The sequence below is a fragment of the Vibrio sp. RC2502 genome (assembly GCF_054850435.1).
In genome coordinates, this window is sequence record NZ_CM141453.1 from 949,683 (window position 1) to 967,845 (window position 18,163).

The 18,163-nt window shown below is 46.6% G+C and carries 20 protein-coding genes; all 20 read left to right on the forward strand.

Translation table 11 applies throughout. From position 1 onward, the window contains the following. Window positions 1-21: 21 nt before the first annotated feature. The gene (flhF, locus tag ACYJZR_RS04485) at window positions 22-1,533 is read left to right on the forward strand and encodes a flagellar biosynthesis protein FlhF (RefSeq protein WP_005457694.1); all 1,512 of its coding nucleotides are present in this window, start codon (window positions 22-24) and stop codon (window positions 1,531-1,533) included. A 14-nt stretch (window positions 1,534-1,547) separates the two neighbouring features. Next, window positions 1,548-2,435: a MinD/ParA family protein gene (locus ACYJZR_RS04490; RefSeq protein WP_005457698.1), complete on the forward strand. Its 888-nt coding sequence runs from the start codon at window positions 1,548-1,550 to the stop codon at window positions 2,433-2,435. Beyond that, window positions 2,428-3,162 (forward strand): RNA polymerase sigma factor FliA, encoded by a 735-nt coding sequence (locus tag ACYJZR_RS04495; RefSeq protein ID WP_005457739.1) that lies wholly within the window; start codon window positions 2,428-2,430, stop codon window positions 3,160-3,162. The genes ACYJZR_RS04490 and ACYJZR_RS04495 overlap by 8 nt, the downstream gene beginning before the upstream one ends. Window positions 3,163-3,207: 45 nt before the next feature. Next, window positions 3,208-3,576, forward strand: a complete 369-nt coding sequence (gene cheY / locus ACYJZR_RS04500) for a chemotaxis response regulator CheY (protein WP_021451399.1) — start codon at window positions 3,208-3,210, stop codon at window positions 3,574-3,576. A 118-nt stretch (window positions 3,577-3,694) separates the two neighbouring features. Next, window positions 3,695-4,435 carry a protein phosphatase CheZ gene (locus ACYJZR_RS04505; protein WP_005457755.1) on the forward strand — a complete coding sequence of 247 codons (741 nt, stop codon included), beginning with the start codon at window positions 3,695-3,697 and terminating at the stop codon, window positions 4,433-4,435. Between the two features lie 9 nt (window positions 4,436-4,444). Then, window positions 4,445-6,679, forward strand: coding sequence for a chemotaxis protein CheA (locus tag ACYJZR_RS04510; protein ID WP_053315876.1), 2,235 nt, complete (start codon window positions 4,445-4,447; stop codon window positions 6,677-6,679). A gap of 24 nt (window positions 6,680-6,703) precedes the next feature. Continuing rightward, window positions 6,704-7,813, forward strand: coding sequence for a protein-glutamate methylesterase/protein-glutamine glutaminase (locus tag ACYJZR_RS04515; protein ID WP_140391458.1), 1,110 nt, complete (start codon window positions 6,704-6,706; stop codon window positions 7,811-7,813). 8 nt (window positions 7,814-7,821) lie between these two features. Beyond that, complete coding sequence (locus tag ACYJZR_RS04520; protein ID WP_005479466.1) at window positions 7,822-8,601, forward strand: ParA family protein; 780 nt, start codon at window positions 7,822-7,824, stop codon at window positions 8,599-8,601. Beyond that, on the forward strand, window positions 8,591-9,691 hold the full coding sequence (locus ACYJZR_RS04525; RefSeq protein ID WP_461715843.1) for a chemotaxis protein CheW: 1,101 nt from the start codon (window positions 8,591-8,593) through the stop codon (window positions 9,689-9,691). The genes ACYJZR_RS04520 and ACYJZR_RS04525 overlap by 11 nt, the downstream gene beginning before the upstream one ends. Before the next feature lie 35 nt (window positions 9,692-9,726). After that, on the forward strand, window positions 9,727-10,221 hold the full coding sequence (locus ACYJZR_RS04530) for a chemotaxis protein CheW (RefSeq protein ID WP_005438733.1): 495 nt from the start codon (window positions 9,727-9,729) through the stop codon (window positions 10,219-10,221). A gap of 14 nt (window positions 10,222-10,235) precedes the next feature. Continuing rightward, complete coding sequence (locus tag ACYJZR_RS04535) at window positions 10,236-10,727, forward strand: DUF2802 domain-containing protein (protein WP_005479536.1); 492 nt, start codon at window positions 10,236-10,238, stop codon at window positions 10,725-10,727. Between the two features lie 199 nt (window positions 10,728-10,926). Next, window positions 10,927-11,544, forward strand: coding sequence for a cytochrome c biogenesis heme-transporting ATPase CcmA (gene ccmA / locus ACYJZR_RS04540; RefSeq protein ID WP_005457758.1), 618 nt, complete (start codon window positions 10,927-10,929; stop codon window positions 11,542-11,544). A gap of 1 nt (window position 11,545) precedes the next feature. Then, a complete protein-coding gene (ccmB, locus tag ACYJZR_RS04545) occupies window positions 11,546-12,214 on the forward strand; it encodes a heme exporter protein CcmB (RefSeq protein WP_005457672.1) in 669 nt (222 codons plus the stop codon). Window positions 12,215-12,323: 109 nt separating this feature from the next. Next, entirely contained in the window at window positions 12,324-13,067 is a 744-nt protein-coding gene (locus ACYJZR_RS04550; protein ID WP_005457654.1) for a heme ABC transporter permease, read from the forward strand. An 11-nt stretch (window positions 13,068-13,078) separates the two neighbouring features. After that, window positions 13,079-13,285 (forward strand): heme exporter protein CcmD, encoded by a 207-nt coding sequence (gene ccmD, locus ACYJZR_RS04555; RefSeq protein ID WP_005457743.1) that lies wholly within the window; start codon window positions 13,079-13,081, stop codon window positions 13,283-13,285. Then, window positions 13,282-13,767 (forward strand): cytochrome c maturation protein CcmE, encoded by a 486-nt coding sequence (ccmE, locus tag ACYJZR_RS04560; protein WP_005457727.1) that lies wholly within the window; start codon window positions 13,282-13,284, stop codon window positions 13,765-13,767. Before ccmD ends, ccmE begins: the two co-directional genes overlap by 4 nt. Then, window positions 13,764-15,740, forward strand: coding sequence for a heme lyase CcmF/NrfE family subunit (locus tag ACYJZR_RS04565; protein WP_005484508.1), 1,977 nt, complete (start codon window positions 13,764-13,766; stop codon window positions 15,738-15,740). The genes ccmE and ACYJZR_RS04565 overlap by 4 nt, the downstream gene beginning before the upstream one ends. 1 nt (window position 15,741) lies before the next feature. Further along, window positions 15,742-16,296 (forward strand): DsbE family thiol:disulfide interchange protein, encoded by a 555-nt coding sequence (locus ACYJZR_RS04570; protein WP_005457723.1) that lies wholly within the window; start codon window positions 15,742-15,744, stop codon window positions 16,294-16,296. Continuing rightward, window positions 16,293-16,778: a cytochrome c-type biogenesis protein gene (locus ACYJZR_RS04575; protein ID WP_005457737.1), complete on the forward strand. Its 486-nt coding sequence runs from the start codon at window positions 16,293-16,295 to the stop codon at window positions 16,776-16,778. Before ACYJZR_RS04570 ends, ACYJZR_RS04575 begins: the two co-directional genes overlap by 4 nt. Beyond that, window positions 16,778-17,995, forward strand: a complete 1,218-nt coding sequence (gene ccmI / locus ACYJZR_RS04580) for a c-type cytochrome biogenesis protein CcmI (protein WP_005479509.1) — start codon at window positions 16,778-16,780, stop codon at window positions 17,993-17,995. The genes ACYJZR_RS04575 and ccmI overlap by 1 nt, the downstream gene beginning before the upstream one ends. The last annotated feature ends 168 nt before the right edge of the window (window positions 17,996-18,163 follow it).

The window sequence follows — 18,163 nt, forward strand, 5'->3', positions numbered from 1 at the left end:
CATCATTAATGGATTCATAGTTTGAAAATAAAGCGATTTTTTGCCAAAGACATGCGATCAGCGCTGCTCCAAGTGAAAGAGGAGTTGGGTGCAGACGCGGTGATCATGTCAAACAAGAAAGTGGCAGGCGGTGTAGCGATTGTTGCTGCAGTGGATAATGAATCCAATCCGTCTTCATCCAGTGCTTCTTCGCAATCAAATCGTGGTGCTTCTCAATCGAATCGCTATAACGAACATCGTCAAATGTCGTCATCAGCGGCCGATCGTTTTCAAGATCGCAGTTTAGATGAAGATAAAATTAGCCTACAAAACAGCAAAGAAAAATCAGGCTCGATGACACAGCGATTCGCGAACATGCTGAAGCAATACAGTGGTGGCGCAGCAGAATCTGACGATCATGTTGCGGAAAACGAAGATTCGTTATCAGCCCTATTGCAACGCCAAAATAAGCACCGCGAAAGCTACAACCAAGAAAAGCCCGTGCCATACCAGCCGGACTCTCCTTTGGCGAAATTGATTGCTCAAGATAACCGTTTTGAGCGACCAACGCCGAAGTTAGATCCTACGCGCTATGACCGTCGTCGCCCATCCTCTGAAGAGCGTGACGAGTCAGCAAAAGAGCTGGAGAACATGCGCGAAGAGATGACTTCGATTCGTCGTCTGCTGGAACATCAAGTCTCCGGCTTAATGTGGCAAGAAGTGGAACGTCGTGAGCCATTAAGAGCCATGCTTATCAAACGCTTAGAGCGTATGGGCGTTTCTCCTGAGCTTGCAGACCAAATGGCATGTTACATCCCAGAAGACACCAAGCCTGCACGTGCGTGGAAGGCGTTGCTGTCACTCGTTGCGGATCAAATTAACATACCAAAACAAGATATTTTAAAACGTGGTGGTGTGGTTGCATTGCTTGGCCCTACAGGCGTCGGAAAAACGACAACAGTTGCGAAGCTTGCTGCACGCGCAGCCATGGAATACGGTGCCGACAATGTGGCCCTTGTGACAACAGATACATATCGCATAGGTGCACATGAGCAACTCTCCATTTACGGGAGAATTATGGGTTGTCCTGTAAGAGTTGCTAAAGATTCTAACGAATTAGCCGATGTTATATATCAGCTAAGAAACAGAAGACTGATTTTGGTCGATACGGCAGGGATGGGACAAAGAGATGTGAGGCTTTCCGAGCAGCTCGATACCCTAATGCAAGAGAGTGGTGAAGTGATTCATAGCTACCTTGTTTTGCCAGCTACCGCACAACGTCGAGTTCTACAAGAAACTCTGGATCACTTCCGACGCATTCCGCTGTCGGGTTGTATTCTCACTAAGCTTGATGAGTCATTAAGTTTAGGTGAATTCATTAGTGTGGTGATTCAAAACGCAATGCCCGTGGCTTACATAGCTAATGGCCAGCGCGTGCCTGAAGACATTGTGATAGCACAACCAAAATACATGCTTGCGAAAGCAAACGAACTGTTAGAGAAGTCGACAGAGAACGAACCTCACTTTTGGAACAGTGACAACGAAGGACTCTAGGGCGGCGGACTACTATGACTGAGAATATGATACACGATCAAGCAAGCGGCCTCCGTCGCTTAACACAACCATCGTTGACAAAAGTGATTGCTGTTACTGGCGGCAAAGGTGGTGTGGGGAAATCTAACGTAACGCTGGGTCTGGCGATCTGCATGGCTCGCCAAGGCAAAAAGGTGATGGTTCTCGACGCTGACCTAGGTCTGGCTAATGTTGACGTAATGCTCGGAATTCGTTCAAAACGTAACCTGGGACATGTGCTAGCGGGTGAATGTGAGCTAAAAGATGCGATTGTTGAAGGCCCTTATGGTATAAAGATAATCCCTGCAACTTCTGGCACACAAAGCATGACAGAGCTTTCTCATGCTCAACATGCTGGACTCATCCGCGCATTTGGTAGTCTTGAAGATGAAATGGACATCCTGCTAATTGATACAGCAGCTGGCATTTCTGATATGGTTATTAGTTTTTCTCGTGCAGCTCAAGATGTAGTTGTCGTAGTCTGTGACGAACCGACTTCTATCACTGATGCTTATGCACTAATTAAGCTTTTGAGCAAAGAACACCAAGTCCAACGCTTTAAAGTTGTTGCAAATATGGTCAGAAGCTACCGAGAAGGTCGAGAATTGTTTGCAAAGTTGACGCTAGTCACAGAGCGGTTCTTGAATGTAAGCCTTGAGCTCGTAGCATGTATTCCATTAGATGATAAAGTACGACAAGCCGTAAAAAGACAAAAAATTGTCGTTGATGCGTTCCCTCGCTCTCCTGCGGCCTTAGCTATCAGCTCATTGGCAAACAAAGCGCTGATGTGGCCACTGCCGAAAACACCAAGTGGACACTTGGAATTTTTTGTGGAAAGGTTGCTAAATCGTACCGAATTCGCAGAGGACCCTTTTGGTGAATAAAGCGATAACCTATGACCAGCATGGCAAGTTTAATAGTCAGCAAGCGTTCATTGAACGCTACTCTGTGTTGGTTAAGCGTATTGCTCACCACCTGTTAGGCCGTTTACCGCCGAGTGTTCAGGTAGAGGATTTAATTCAGGCCGGCATGATCGGTCTTATCGAAGCTCAGCAGAATTATGATGGTTCTAAAGGTGCGAGCTTTGAAACTTATGCTGGTATCCGCATTCGTGGCGCCATGTTAGATGACATGCGCAAAGGTGACTGGGTACCGCGTTCTGTTCATAAGAATAATCGCGAAATTAATCAAGCGGTCGCAGAGCTGGAAGGCGTGTTAAATCGTGATCCGACAGATTCTGAAGTAGCAGCACATCTCGGGATGTCACTGGATCAATATCATAGTGCTCTGACCGATATAAACTGCTCAAGATTAGTTGGTATTGAAGATTTAGGCGTTTCTGATGATGTGATTTCACCAGCAGATGAAACTGATGACAGCAACCCATTTAAGGGGGTAGCAGATGAATCGTTCAGAAAAGCACTGGTTGAATCAATAAAACAGCTTCCAGAGCGTGAAGCTTTAGTACTTTCGCTTTATTATGACGAAGAACTCAATTTGAAAGAAATTGGTGATGTATTAGGTGTAAGCGAATCTCGTGTAAGCCAAATACTAAGCCAAGCGATGCAACGTTTACGCACCAAGCTCAGTGCGTGGACACAAAATGACTAAAAACACTGATTTTACGATTCAGTGGAGGCAATTTTGAATAAAAACATGAAGATCCTTATTGTTGACGATTTCTCAACAATGCGCCGTATTGTTAAAAACCTGCTTCGTGACTTGGGTTTCAATAACACTCAAGAAGCCGACGACGGTTTAACTGCATTACCAATGCTGAAAAAAGGTGACTTCGATTTTGTTGTAACCGACTGGAATATGCCAGGAATGCAAGGTATCGATCTGCTTAAACACATCCGTGCCGATGCAGAGCTTAAGCACCTTCCTGTACTTATGATCACGGCTGAAGCGAAGCGTGAGCAGATCATCGAAGCTGCTCAAGCAGGTGTAAACGGCTACATTGTTAAGCCATTTACTGCTGCAACACTAAAAGAAAAATTAGAGAAAATTTTCGAACGTTTATAACTCTCTCTTTCTCTTTGTTATTCGAGTCGTTTATTCCAAATAATACATACACATAAAATGACTCGTTTGACGTTTTCGAAGCGATAAGAAGAACTAAACGTAAAAGGGTCTATTCAGAATGATCTCACTAGAGCAGGCGAAGTCGCTCGTTCAAATGCTAGAAAACGGGGAACAAGATCAAGCGAACATGCTTGTTGCCTCGCTATATGAAGGTACAGAGAATCCGGTTTTGCAAGAAATCGGAACACTGACTCGAGACCTTCATGATTCACTAAAGCAGTTCAACCTCGATCAACGCATGACCGAAATAGCTAAAGATGAAATCCCGAATGCTCGGGATCGTCTGCACTATGTGATCGAGAAAACGGAACTGGCAGCAAACAAGACGATGGATGCAGTAGATTGCTGCCTTCCAATCGCCGATAACCTGCATGATTGCCTTCAACAAGTTCGTCCTCAATGGAATGAACTCATGTACGGGCGCATTGAATTAAGCGAATTCAAAGCTCTGTGTCACCGTATCGACAAACTGCTTGTTCAGGTCGAAGGTGATAGCACTGAATTGCGCGGTCAGTTGACCGAAATTCTTATGGCGCAAGACTTCCAAGACTTAACGGGTCAAATTATTCGTCGCGTAATTACGCTGGTAAACGAAGTAGAAGGCCGTTTGGTGGAAATCCTCACCGTATTCTCTGGCCAAAAACCAGCAGAACAGGTTCAAGTTTTGTCAGAACCGGCAGATAAAAAGATTAAACAATCAAGCGAAGCCGAAGGCCCTATTCTTCATCCAGAACTGAGAGAAGATGCGGTTTCATCGCAGGACGAAGTCGATGACTTGTTGTCCAGTCTTGGATTTTAAAGGTAACGTATGAGCTACGATTTAGACGAAGATATCCTTCAGGACTTTCTAATTGAGGCCGGAGAAATCCTAGAGCTGCTTTCTGAGCAGCTGGTTGAGTTAGAAAACAATCCAGAAGACAAAGACTTACTTAATGCTATCTTCCGCGGTTTCCATACCGTGAAAGGTGGTGCCGGTTTCCTATCCTTAGCAGAACTGGTCGACACCTGCCACGGTGCAGAGAACGTGTTCGACGTGTTGCGAAATGGCCAACGTTCTGTAACGCCAAGTCTCATGGATACCATGTTGAAGGCGTTGGATACGGTAAATACCCAGTTCCAAGCTGTGCAAGATCGAGAAGCGTTAGAAGCTGCAGACCCTGCGTTGCTGGATGAACTGCACCGTCTATGTAAGCCTGAGTCTGAAGACGAAGTAGCTACTGTGGTTGAAGAACCTATCGTTACTCCAGAACCAATTATCCCAGAACCTGCTAACGAAGTGCCAGCTGCCCCTGCAGCCGACACAACAGAGGCGGGTTCTATAGGTTCTGTCGACGAAATTACTCAAGACGAGTTTGAAAAGCTTCTTGATGAGCTGCACGGTAAAGGTGCTGCACCAGGCGCATCGACATCAGCTCCAGCAGCGGCTGCACCTGTTCAAGCAAGTGCGCCTGTTCTGGACAATGGCGATATCACCGATGACGAATTCGAACGTCTTCTCGATGAATTGCATGGTGTTGGTCAGAGCCCTTCAGCAGCAACAGCCGCTCCTGTAGAGACGCCTAAAGCACCAGAACCTGCTGCTCCTGCGGTTTCAGCTGCTTCAGGCGATAGCGACCTGATGACAGATGAAGAGTTTGAGAAGCTGCTTGACGAGCTACACGGTGCGGGCAAAGGCCCAACGCTTGAAGAGCTTGATATGGCAACTAAGCCTGCTTCCGCTCTAGCTCCAGAAGCGCCAAAACCAGCACCTGTTGCGCAGCCTGCTCCGGTTTCAACGCCAGCCTCTGCTCCTAAGCCAGCAGCAAAACCTGTGGCGGTGAAAGAGGAGTCAAAAGCGTCTGCACCAGCGGTGAAAAAGCCACAAGCAGAAGCGACGGTACGTGTTGATACATCAACGCTAGATACCATCATGAACATGGTGGGTGAGCTCGTGTTGGTACGTAACCGCTTATTAAGTCTTGGTTTGAACAGCGACAATGAAGAAATGTCGAAAGCTGTGGCAAACCTAGACGTTGTTACTGCAGACCTTCAAGGTGCAGTAATGAAAACGCGCATGCAGCCAATTAAGAAAGTATTTGGCCGTTTCCCTCGCGTTGTACGTGACTTGGCGCGTAACCTAAATAAAGACATCGTGCTGGAAATGCGCGGTGAAGAAACCGATCTCGATAAAAACCTGGTAGAAGCGCTAGCGGATCCATTGATCCACTTGGTACGCAACTCGGTTGACCACGGCATTGAAATGCCAGAAGACCGCGTAAAAGCGGGTAAATCGCGCACTGGTAAAGTCATCCTATCTGCTTCACAAGAAGGTGACCATATCGAATTGGCTATCGTTGATGACGGTGGCGGTATGGATCCTAATAAACTTCGTGGCATTGCGGTAAAACGCGGCATGATGGACGAAGATGCAGCAGCGCGTTTATCGGATAAAGAGTGTTTCAACCTTATCTTCGCCCCTGGCTTCTCAAGTAAAGAGAAGATCTCTGATATTTCAGGCCGCGGTGTGGGTATGGACGTAGTTAAGACGGCGATCAACACCCTAAACGGCTCTATCGACATCGATTCAGAGCTAGGCAAGGGCACGAAGATCACCATTAAAGTGCCACTGACTCTTGCGATTTTGCCGACCTTAATGGTGGGTGTTGGCGGTCATCCGTTTGCACTACCACTTGCGTCAGTAAACGAGATTTTCCACTTAGATTTAAGCCGCACCAACGTGGTAGATGGTCAGTTAACCATCATCGTTCGCGATAAGTCTATTCCACTGTTCTACCTACAAAACTGGTTGGCGTCTAAGTCTCCTCGCGTGGAGCAACGCATCGGTCATGGTCATGTTGTGATTGTGCAGATCGGCAGCCAACGCGTTGGTTTTGTCGTCGACACGCTTATCGGCCAAGAAGAAGTGGTTATCAAGCCATTAGATAACTTATTGCAAGGTACACCTGGTATGGCTGGTGCGACGATTACCAGTGATGGTCACATTGCATTGATTCTTGATGTGCCAGATCTATTGAAGCAATACGCAGCAGCTTCGCGCATCTAAGCTGACGTAAAGAAAAGGAACAAAATGGCGATTAAAGTACTAGTCGTTGATGATTCGAGTTTTTTCCGTCGTCGCGTAAGCGAAATCATCAACTCAGAATCGCGCCTAGAAGTGATTGACGTTGCGGTAAATGGTAGAGAAGCGGTCGAAAAAGCCAAAGCTCTCAAGCCGGATGTCATCACCATGGATATTGAAATGCCAGTTATGGATGGCATTACGGCTGTGCGTGAAATCATGGCCGCATCTCCAACGCCAATTCTGATGTTTTCGTCCCTGACTCATGATGGGGCGAAAGCAACTCTTGATGCGTTGGACGCTGGTGCTCTGGACTTCTTACCGAAGAAGTTTGAAGATATTGCCCGTAACCGCGATGAAGCAGTTTCGCTGCTTCAGCAACGTGTCATTCAAATTGCCTCCAAGCGTGCTTTCATGCGCCGTCCTGTAGCGCGTCCAGCTGCTGCAACTAGTGCTGCGCGCCCACTGGCTTCAAGAGCCGCTGCGCCTGCCGCATCGGCTCCGGCTCGACCGGCAGCAACCAAGTTCCGCGCATCGGGTAAGAAATACCAGTTAACTGCGATTGGCACATCCACTGGCGGCCCAGTTGCTTTGCAAAAAATTCTTACTCGTCTGCCGATGAACTACCCACATCCAATCGTGCTGATTCAGCATATGCCTGCGACATTTACGGCGGCATTTGCAAGTCGATTGAACACGTTGTGTAAGATCCAAGTGAAAGAAGCACAAGACGGTGATGTGTTACAAGCTGGCGTGGCTTACCTAGCGCCAGGCGGCAAGCAAATGATGATTGATGGTCGTGCAGGTGCTGCTCGCCTTCGCATCATTGATGGCGGTGATCGCATGAACTACAAACCGTGTGTGGATGTGACCTTTGGCTCGGCGGCGAAAGTTTACGGCGACAAAGTGCTTTCTATGGTGCTCACCGGAATGGGTGCAGATGGCCGAGAAGGTGCACGTATGCTGAAATCGGCAGGTTCAACCATTTGGGCACAAGACGAAGAAAGCTGTGTGGTTTACGGTATGCCTCAAGCTGTTGCTAAAGCGGGCATTTCTTCTGAAGATTTACCTCTTGACCGAATTGCAGAACGCATGATGGTGGAAGTGGGTTTAGCGTAGGATAAATCATGATCGTTTGGAGTGTAGCTAACCAAAAAGGTGGGGTAGGTAAAACCACATCAACAGTGACACTAGCAGGTTTGTTGAGCCAGAAAGGTCATCGTGTATTGATGGTCGACACCGATCCTCATGCGTCACTGACGACTTATCTTGGTTACGACTCAGATACCGTGTCATCAAGCTTGTTTGATCTGTTTCAGCTAAAGACGTTCACTCGCGATACGGTTAAGCCGTTGATCTTAGAAACCGAGTTGGAAGGAATGGACATCATTCCTGCGCACATGTCATTGGCTACGCTAGACCGCGTAATGGGTAACCGCAGTGGCATGGGGTTGATTTTGAAGCGCGCACTTCAAGCGGTTTCGCAAGATTACGACTACGTGTTGATCGATTGTCCACCAATCCTTGGTGTGATGATGGTTAATGCACTCGCGGCGAGTGATCGTATCTTGATCCCAGTACAGACTGAGTTCCTCGCGATGAAAGGCTTGGAACGTATGATTCGTACGTTGACGATCATGCAGAAATCACGTCCAGATGGGTTCAAAGTCACCATCGTACCAACCATGTACGACAAGCGAACTCGCGCTTCGTTGCAGACTTTGACGCAACTGAAAAAGGACTACCCGAACCAAGTGTGGACTTCCGCAGTACCGATTGATACCAAGTTCCGAGACGCAAGTTTGAAACACTTACCAGCGTCGCACTTTGCATCCGGTAGCCGTGGTGTGTTTGCGTACAAACAGCTATTGATTTACTTGGAGAGGTTAGCGTTCGATGAGCAGTAACAGCGTACTTTCCAGCGAGCAGGCGCTTGATGATTACTTCAGCGCATTACTCGGTGAAGAAGTTGAGGTGACTGATCTCGAACATGAGCTTGACTTGCTCGCTCAGGAGCTATCCTCTGCAGAGCCAGAGCCAGAGCCAGAGCCAGAGCCAGAGCCAGAGCCAGAGCCAGAGCCAGAGCCAGAGCCAGAGCCAGAGCCAGAGCCAGAGCCAGAGCTCCAGATGCAATACGCAGAGTCAGACTCTTACCAGTTTCGCGAAAACTACGCACCGCAACTGGAAGCGCCGAATTTAGAAGACGTTCAAAGGTTATTGAGTCAACTCGAATCGACCAATGTCGTGGACGAGTTAGATATTGACGACATTTTGGAACAGAACACCATCGACATTGCGATTCACGCAAGGTCGATACAACCAGACGTTGAAGTAGCTCTTGAGTCACCAATAGAAGTGGTTGAAGAAATTCAAGAATGGGTGATAGAAGAGCCTGTTTCTGAAGTAATTCAAACTGAGGTAGCTCAAGTCGAAGCGGTAGAAGTTGTTCCTGAGATAGAACAAGACATCGCGATAGAGCAGCAAACCGAAACGCAACTGGAAACCGAGGCGAGTCCTGCGCTCCCAAATACGTGGGAAGGCACGCAAAGAAGTGAAGATTTTCAAGTGCTTTACTTTGATGTCAACGAAGTGACATTTGCCGTACCGCTCGATGAATTGGGTGGCATTCATCGCATTACCGAGCTCAACCACCTTATTGGTCGACCAGCCTGGTACTTAGGTTTACAGACGAACCGCGAACAGCAGTTTGATGTCGTCGACACTGCAAAGTGGGTGATGGCAGACAAACTCCGTGGGGATGAATACAAAGATAACTACCAATACGTTGTCATGCTTGGTGAAAGCATGTGGGGTTTGGCCAGTAACCAACTATTGGGTACTGAAACCCTAAATGGCGACAATGTTCGTTGGCGAGAACAAGCGGGTAAACGCCCTTGGCTAGCGGGCATGGTGAAAGAAAAAATGTGTGCTTTAATTCATGTCCAAGCACTTATAGACATGCTAAACGCCGGTTTAGATGTAAAATCACTGAATTAGATTTAAGTCGGGAACGACATTAACGAGGATTAACTATGTCTCAAGCTTTTGAAGTAGAAGTGAAGAAAGATACATCGAATGACGAAGTTCTTCAGTGGGTGACGTTCCAACTAGAAGAAGAAACGTACGGCATCAATGTAATGCAAGTTCGTGAAGTTCTTCGTTACACTGAAATTGCTCCAGTTCCAGGTGCGCCAGATTACGTACTAGGTATCATCAACCTACGTGGTAACGTTGTAACGGTTATCGATACACGTTCACGCTTCGGTTTGATGGAAGGCGAAGTAACTGATAACACACGTATCATCGTGATCGAATCAGAACGTCAAGTTATCGGCATCTTGGTAGATAGCGTTGCTGAGGTGGTTTACCTACGTTCTTCTGAGATCGACACTACGCCTTCTGTAGGTACAGACGAAAGCGCGAAATTCATCCAAGGTGTAAGCAACCGTGACGGTAAGCTTCTGATCCTTGTTGATTTGAACAAGCTGCTAACTGACGACGAATGGGACGAGATGGCTCACCTATAATTGGCTGAATGACGATGGCTGAAGAGACTTTTTTATCTGTACCATTCCTCGCGGGTGGCGTTGCGTTTATTGTATTGGTGTTGGTTGTGTTGCAGCTGCGCATTCGTGCTAGTTTGCAAAAGCAAATGGACCAACAGCGAGCGCAGGCACGACACGCGGATAAAGAAGTGCAGAAGCTGAACAAACAGCTACTAGAGGTACGTTCGGTTGTAGTTGGCCTTGGCCAAAAAGTAACTGAGCAGCAAGATATCATCCAACATCTTAATGAGCGAATTCGCGAACTAGAACACGCTGATACTGATGGTCGCTTATACAGTAGAGCAACCAAAATGGTGCAGTTAGGGGCTGATATCAACGAGCTAATCGAAGAGTGTGAACTGCCAAAAGCAGAAGCAGAGTTGATGCTCTCTTTGCAGAAAAAACTGGCTGGAAAAGAGAAGATCCCGCCACTAAGCAGTCAACCTTCCGATGATTCGAATTACCCACCACGTGGGCGTCGACGATAAAGAGAATAAAAAGAAGCTTCGGCTTCTTTTTTTATATCTAAAATAAAAACTTATAGCCACTTATGGTTAATTTTATCAAAGTGTGACAGTAAGTTAACAAAAATACATGAACTTACATACATCCCTGCTTTCTTATCCTGTTTTGTCACAAGTAAGCTGTGTTAATATAGCCCTTCGTTCCTTATGAAGTTGAAGCCCTATGTTAGAAGTGTCTAACCTGACTGCGATCCGTGATGAAAGGGTCCTGTTTGAAAACCTGCAATTTGAAATTAAGCCTGGTGAGTTAGTCCAGATCGAAGGGCGTAATGGCACAGGTAAAACGACGCTACTGCGCATTATTACAGGGTTAGGCGATAGAGAAGAAGGAATGATCAAGTGGAAAGGTGAAGAGGTTGAAAAATCTCGTGATGTCTTCCACCAAGACTTGCTATTTCTCGGCCATCAAACTGGCGTAAAGCGCGAACTCACCGCATTTGAAAACTTACGTTTTTACCAATCTATTCAAAATAACAGCACTTCCGATGAAGAAATCTTTACTGCTTTAACCCAAGTGGGGCTTGCGGGGCGAGAAGATGTGCCTGTAGCACAACTTTCTGCGGGTCAGCAGCGTCGCGTTGCTTTGGCTAGACTTTGGCTAAGTAAGCAGATTTTGTGGATTTTGGATGAACCACTAACAGCAATCGACAAACAAGGTGTCAAAGTGCTTGAAGCTCTGTTTGCTCAGCATGCCGATAACGGTGGCATTGTGATGTTAACGACGCACCAAGATATGTTTGCTGACAGCCCTAAACTTAGAAAAATAAAATTGGGTGATTGATATGATTTCGGCCATGACAACTATTATTCGCCGCGAACTCTTGATTGCATTTCGTCGCCAAGCCGACATTTTGAACCCGCTTTGGTTCTTTATTATTGTTATTACTTTGTTTCCATTGAGTATTGGGCCTGAACCTAATTTGTTAGCACGTATTGCAGCGGGCATTGTTTGGGTTGCCGCATTGCTATCGGCATTATTATCATTAGAACGTCTATTTCGTGATGATTTTCAAGATGGTGCGTTAGAGCAAATGATGCTCATGCCAATTCCCTTGCAACTTGTGGTGATATCTAAGGTCATAGCTCATTGGGTGCTAACGGGATTACCGCTGATTTTGATCAGCCCGCTATTGGCAGTATTACTTTCTCTGGATTTCAACACTTGGTTGTCTGTGGTGCTCACATTAATGATTGGCACCCCGACACTGAGTTTTATCGGTGCTATTGGTGTGGCGCTGACAGTTGGGTTACAAAAGGGCGGCGTTCTTTTGAGTTTGCTTATTCTTCCGCTCTATATCCCAATTCTGATTTTCGCAACATCGGCGATTGATGCTGCTGCGTTAGGTATGGCGTATAACGGTCAATTGGCGATTTTAGGTGCAATGCTAATGGGCGCGATAACTCTCACGCCATTTGCAATCAGCGCCGCGTTGCGAGTTAGTGTTAACTAACTCAATAAAGTGTCATTAACACGACGCTTGATCAAAGAATTATTATTAAAGCACTGCTACGGTCTCAACCCCTTAGACAGTGTCCCTGAAGTAAGAGTGAGAACTAAACATGTGGAAATGGCTACATCCTTATGCCAAGCCAGAAGCAGCTTACCGTTTGAGTGGTAAGTTCTTACCTTGGTTTTCTGTATTGGCCCTCGTATGCCTAGCGGTAGGTACCGTTTGGGGACTGGCGTTTGCGCCTTCTGATTACCAACAAGGTGACAGTTTCCGAATTATTTATATTCATGTTCCATCTGCTATTTGGTCTATGGGCGTGTACATGTCGATGGCGATTGCTGCCTTTATCGGTTTGGTTTGGCAAGTTCGCTTATCAGATATGGCCGCTCTTGCGATGGCACCGATCGGCGCAGTATTCACCTTTATTGCTCTTCTGACCGGTGCCGTTTGGGGCAAACCGATGTGGGGCACTTGGTGGGTATGGGATGCTCGTCTTACTTCTGAACTTATTCTTCTATTCCTTTACCTTGGTGTGATAGCACTTTACCACGCGTTTGATGACCAAAAAACGGCAGCAAAAGCAGCGGGTATTTTGGCGATTGTTGGCGTAGTGAACCTGCCAATCATCCACTTCTCTGTTGAGTGGTGGAACACGCTTCACCAAGGCGCAACAATTACGAAATTCGAACAACCTTCAATTTCATCCGACATGCTTTGGCCACTGTTGCTGAACATCTTTGGTTTTGCGTTCTTCTTTGGTGCTGTGACTATGGTGCGTTTCCGTAACGAAATCATCAGTAAAGAAAGTCATCGCCCTTGGGTTCGCGATCTCGCAACAGACAAAACTCAGTGAGGTAATTAACGATGCACTTTGAATCTCTGAGCGACTTTTTTGCCATGGGTGGCTATGCGTCATACGTATGGAGCGCGTTCGGCATTACTTTTTTATCAATGCTTATCCTTCTAATCACCAGTCTACGTCGCGGTGATGCATTAATGAAAGAAGTGAAAGCGAAAATTGACCGTCAAGCGCGTATTGACGCAGCGAAGAATATGGAGAACACCTTATGAACCCGAGACGTAAAAAGAGGCTAGGTATTGTTCTGGCGATCTTTATCGGTATCAGTGCCACCATCGGTTTGATGCTATATGCGCTTAACCAAAATATGGACCTTTTCTACACGCCGACTGAACTGGTCAACGGTAAGCCAGATGGTACTAAACCTGAGGTTGGTCAGCGTCTTCGTATTGGTGGTATGGTAGTTGTAGGCTCGGTTCGTCGTGATCCTAACTCTCTTAAAGTGAGCTTTGATCTGCATGATGTGGGTCCAAAAGTAACGATCACTTACGAAGGTATTCTTCCTGATTTGTTCCGTGAAGGGCAGGGCATCGTTGCGCAAGGTGTTCTAAAAGACGCAACGACAGTTGAAGCGTTTGAAGTTCTCGCTAAGCACGACGAAGAATACATGCCACCTGAAATTGCAGAAGCCATGAAGAAAACGCATGAACCATTGCAATACAGCAGTGAACAAAAACAAGGAAGCGGCGAATGATTGCTGAAATCGGCCATTTTGCCCTCATTTTATCTTTAGCGATGGCGGTGCTGCTTTCTGTACTGCCGCTATGGGGCGCATCAAACAATAATACGATGCTGATGAATACCGCTCGACCGCTGTCTTGGTCGATGTTCATCATGCTGTTTTTCTCGTTCGTGATTTTGTGTTGGGGTTTTTATACTAACGACTTCACTCTGCAATACGTAGCAAGTAACTCAAACAGCCAACTGCCTTGGTACTACCGTTTGACAGCGGTATGGGGTGCACACGAAGGTTCCCTATTGCTTTGGGTGCTTATCCAAGCAGGTTGGACCGTCGCGGTTGCTACATTCAGCCGCGGTATGCCACAAGAGTCGGTTGCACGTGTACTTGCCGTAATGGGTATGATCTCAGTAGGTTTCCTACTGTTTATTATCTTAACGTCAAACCCATTCCTACGTACGTTACCGTTCTTCCCTGTTGATGGTCGAGATTTGAACCCGCTTCTGCAAGACCCAGGGCTGATTGTGCATCCACCAATGCTGTACATGGGTTACGTCGGTTTCTCTGTTGCGTTTTCGTTCGCGATTGCTTCTTTAATGACTGGTCGTCTTGATACAGCATGGGCGCGCTGGTCTCGTCCTTGGACAACGGCGGCTTGGGTATTCCTAACTCTGGGTATCGCACTAGGTTCTTGGTGGGCTTATTACGAACTAGGCTGGGGCGGCTGGTGGTTCTGGGATCCAGTAGAAAACGCATCCTTTATGCCTTGGCTAGCAGGTACTGCACTTATGCACTCGCTAGCAGTAACGGAAAAACGCGGTACATTTAAAGCTTGGACAGTATTACTAGCGATCTCTGCATTCTCGTTGAGTTTGTTAGGTACTTTTTTAGTTCGTTCGGGCATTTTGGTGTCAGTACACGCGTTCGCGTCCGATCCTTCTCGCGGTATGTTTATCCTTGGTTTCCTTGTCTTCGTTATCGGTGGTTCTTTACTGCTATTCGCGGTGAAAGGTGCGGCGGTACGTGTTCGTGGTAACTTTGATTTAGTGTCGCGCGAAAATGCACTTCTTGCCAATAACGTCTTGCTAATTGCAGCTCTTGTGGTTGTTTTAGTTGGTACGCTGTTGCCATTAGTTCACAAGCAGCTCGGTTTGGGCTCGGTTTCTATCGGTGCCCCATTCTTCGATATGCTATTCGCATGGCTGATGATGCCGTTTGCCTTCTTGCTAGGTATCGGTCCTCTTATCCGTTGGAAGCGTGACCAGTTATCTTCGATTGTGAAGCCTATGCTTGTGTCGGGCACTGTGTCTCTGGCGTTGGCGGCGGTTTGTGTATTCCTATTTGCTGATTTCTTCTCAGTGATGGCGTACATCGGCTGGGTTATGTCGATTTGGATCGTGGCAATGCATGCGTTCGAATTGCATGAGCGTGCGACGCACCGTCACAGTTTTGCTGAAGGTGTTCGTAAGCTTCAACGTAGCCACTGGGCGATGATGTTTGGTCATATCGGTCTTGCTGTGACGATCATTGGTATCGCTATGGTACAAAACTACAGCATTGAGCGTGATGTGCGTTTAGCGCCAGGTGAACACTTCCAAATCGAAGGTTATGATTTCTACTTCTCGGGTCTTCGTGATAAAGACGGTCCGAACTACGATGGTTACATCGCTGATTTCGAAATCACACACGATGGTAAGTACATCAATACACTTCATGCCGAGAAGCGTTTCTACCGCACCGCGAAGTCGATGATGACAGAAGCGGCCATTGATCGTGGAATCACTCGTGACCTATACATCGCGATGGGGGAGCGTTTGGAAGACAACCGTTCTTGGGCGGTGCGCATTTACTACAAACCGTTCGTACGTTGGATCTGGGCTGGCTCTTTGATCATGGCATTAGGCGGCGCACTAGCGATTTCTGATAAGCGTTACCGCTTCCGTAAGTCATCGAAAAAGAACGCAAAGTCAAACGAGCAGGTAGCATAAAATGAATAAGAAAATCTTGTTTATCCCGTTGGTTGCTTTCTTAGTTCTGGCGGGGATCTTCGCAACACAGTTGGTTCGTAACCAAGATGGGGACGACCCAACAAAGCTGGAATCTGTTTTAGTTGGCAAACCTGTTCCTAAGTTTCACTTAGAAGACTTGGCCGAACCGGGTAAACAGTACGATCAGTCGATTTTTAAAGGTGAGCCTCTGCTGTTAAATGTGTGGGCTACATGGTGTCCTACTTGCTACGCAGAGCATAAATATCTCAACGAACTTGCTGGTAAAGGCGTGAAGATCATCGGTATGAACTACAAAGATGATCGAAACAAAGCGATCGGTTGGTTGAACGATTTAGGTAACCCATACCTAATTAGTCTGTTCGATGGCAGCGGTATGTTGGGTCTGGATCTTGGTGTGTACGGCGCACCGGAAACCTTCATTATCGATGCGAATGGTGTCATTCGTTACCGTCATGTAGGTGATGTTAACCCTCGAAATTGGGCTGACACGTTAGCACCAATGTACAACCAGCTGGTTGAGGAGGCGAAGCAATGAGAAAAGTGATTTTAGCAGTGTTTGCAGCCCTAACATTCTCGTTGGCGGCACATGCTGCAATTGAAGTGTATGAGTTTGACAACTTAGAGCAGGAGCAACAGTTCAAAGAGCTAGGACACACATTGCGCTGCCCTAAATGTCAGAACAACACCATCTCTGATTCGAATGCCGAACTTGCTCAAGACTTGCGCCACAAGGTCTACGAAATGACGAAAGAGGGCAAGTCAAAAGAAGAGATCGTCGATTACATGATCGCGCGCTACGGCAACTTCGTGACTTACAATCCGCCATTCACTATGTCGACAGCGATTTTATGGCTTGGTCCACTGGCTGTGGTTTTGGGCGGTTTTGGTTTGATCGTGCTCCGTAGCCGAAAGTCAAAAGCAAAAGTCACGGCAAACAACGACGAGAAATGGGACGAGCAAAAAGAAGCGCGTTTAAAAGCACTGCTTGAAGAAGAGAATAACGGAGATAATAAGTAATGACTCTATTTTGGATTTCCACCGTTATTCTTACGTTGATTGCTTGTGCGTTAGTTGCGCTGCCTCTTCTGAAGCAGAAAGCAAACAACGACGACATCTTACGTGATGAGTTGAACAAAGCTTTTTATAAAGATCGTCTTTCTGAGCTTCAAGAAGAAACAGAAGAAGGTCTTGTCGAGAGTCAAGAAGATCTGATTTCTGATCTTAAGCAGTCACTTTTGGATGATATTCCTGCACAGAAAATGAGTCAGGAAACCAAAGTCTCGCCGATGGCAGTGCTTATTCCTTCTGTGATTCTTACGGTTGCGTTAAGTTACGGGCTTTATTACAAGTTTGGCGCATCTCAAGATGTTGTGAAATGGCAAGAGGTTACGTCTAACTTGCCAGAGCTTTCTAAGAAGCTGATGTCGTCGTCTTCTGAACCTCTGAGCGATGATGAAATGGCTGATTTAACGTTGGCACTGCGCACGCGCCTGCATTATCAACCAGAAGATTCAACCGGTTGGTTGCTACTCGGTCGTATTGCATTAGCGAACCGCGATGTGACGACAGCCATCGATTCTATGAAAAAGTCGTATGCTCTTGAGCCAAAAGATCCTGACGTCATGTTAGGTTACGCTCAGGCGTTAATGCTTTCTCAAGACGAGATGGACCAAGCAACGGCTCGTTCTTTACTTGGTAAGCTCATGCAACAAGATTACGTGGATTTACGCGTTTTCTCATTGCTCGCATTTGATGCATTTGAACGTAAAGATTACCCAGCAGCAATTAAATACTGGGGCATTATGCAGCAGATGATCGGTCCTGACGATAGCCGTTACGAAAGCCTTTCACGCAGTATCGACCATGCACGCAAACAAATGGGTGAAGTGGTTTCTCCGGATAAAAGCGTGGCAGTAACGATTAATGTCGCACCTGAAGCACAACTTGATCCTAACGCGGTATTAATTGTCTCAATTCATCGTGCTGATGGTTCACCAATGCCGGTTGCAGCCGCTCGCTATCCACTTGGTTCGTTCCCACGAACAGTGGTGCTAGATGACGGTAACGCGATGATGCAAGGGCAAAAACTATCATCGTTAGAAAAACTTATCGTGCGTGTACGTGCTGATTCTGATGGCAACGTTGCAACGCGCGACCAAGATTGGCATGGCGAAAGCGATGTGGTTGAATTCGGTCAACCGGTTGCAGTGACCATTGATAAACAGTATCAATAGTTAGTTGTTGTCTCTGATATATGACACTTAGTCAATGTCGGGCCCATTTAGTGGTATGACTCTAAACTATCAAGTAAAATGACCAAGGCCAGCATTTGCTGGCCTTTGTTTATATACTCAAGTGACTTTTAAAATGTATTTATCGCTAACATTGAGCTTGTTGGTTGT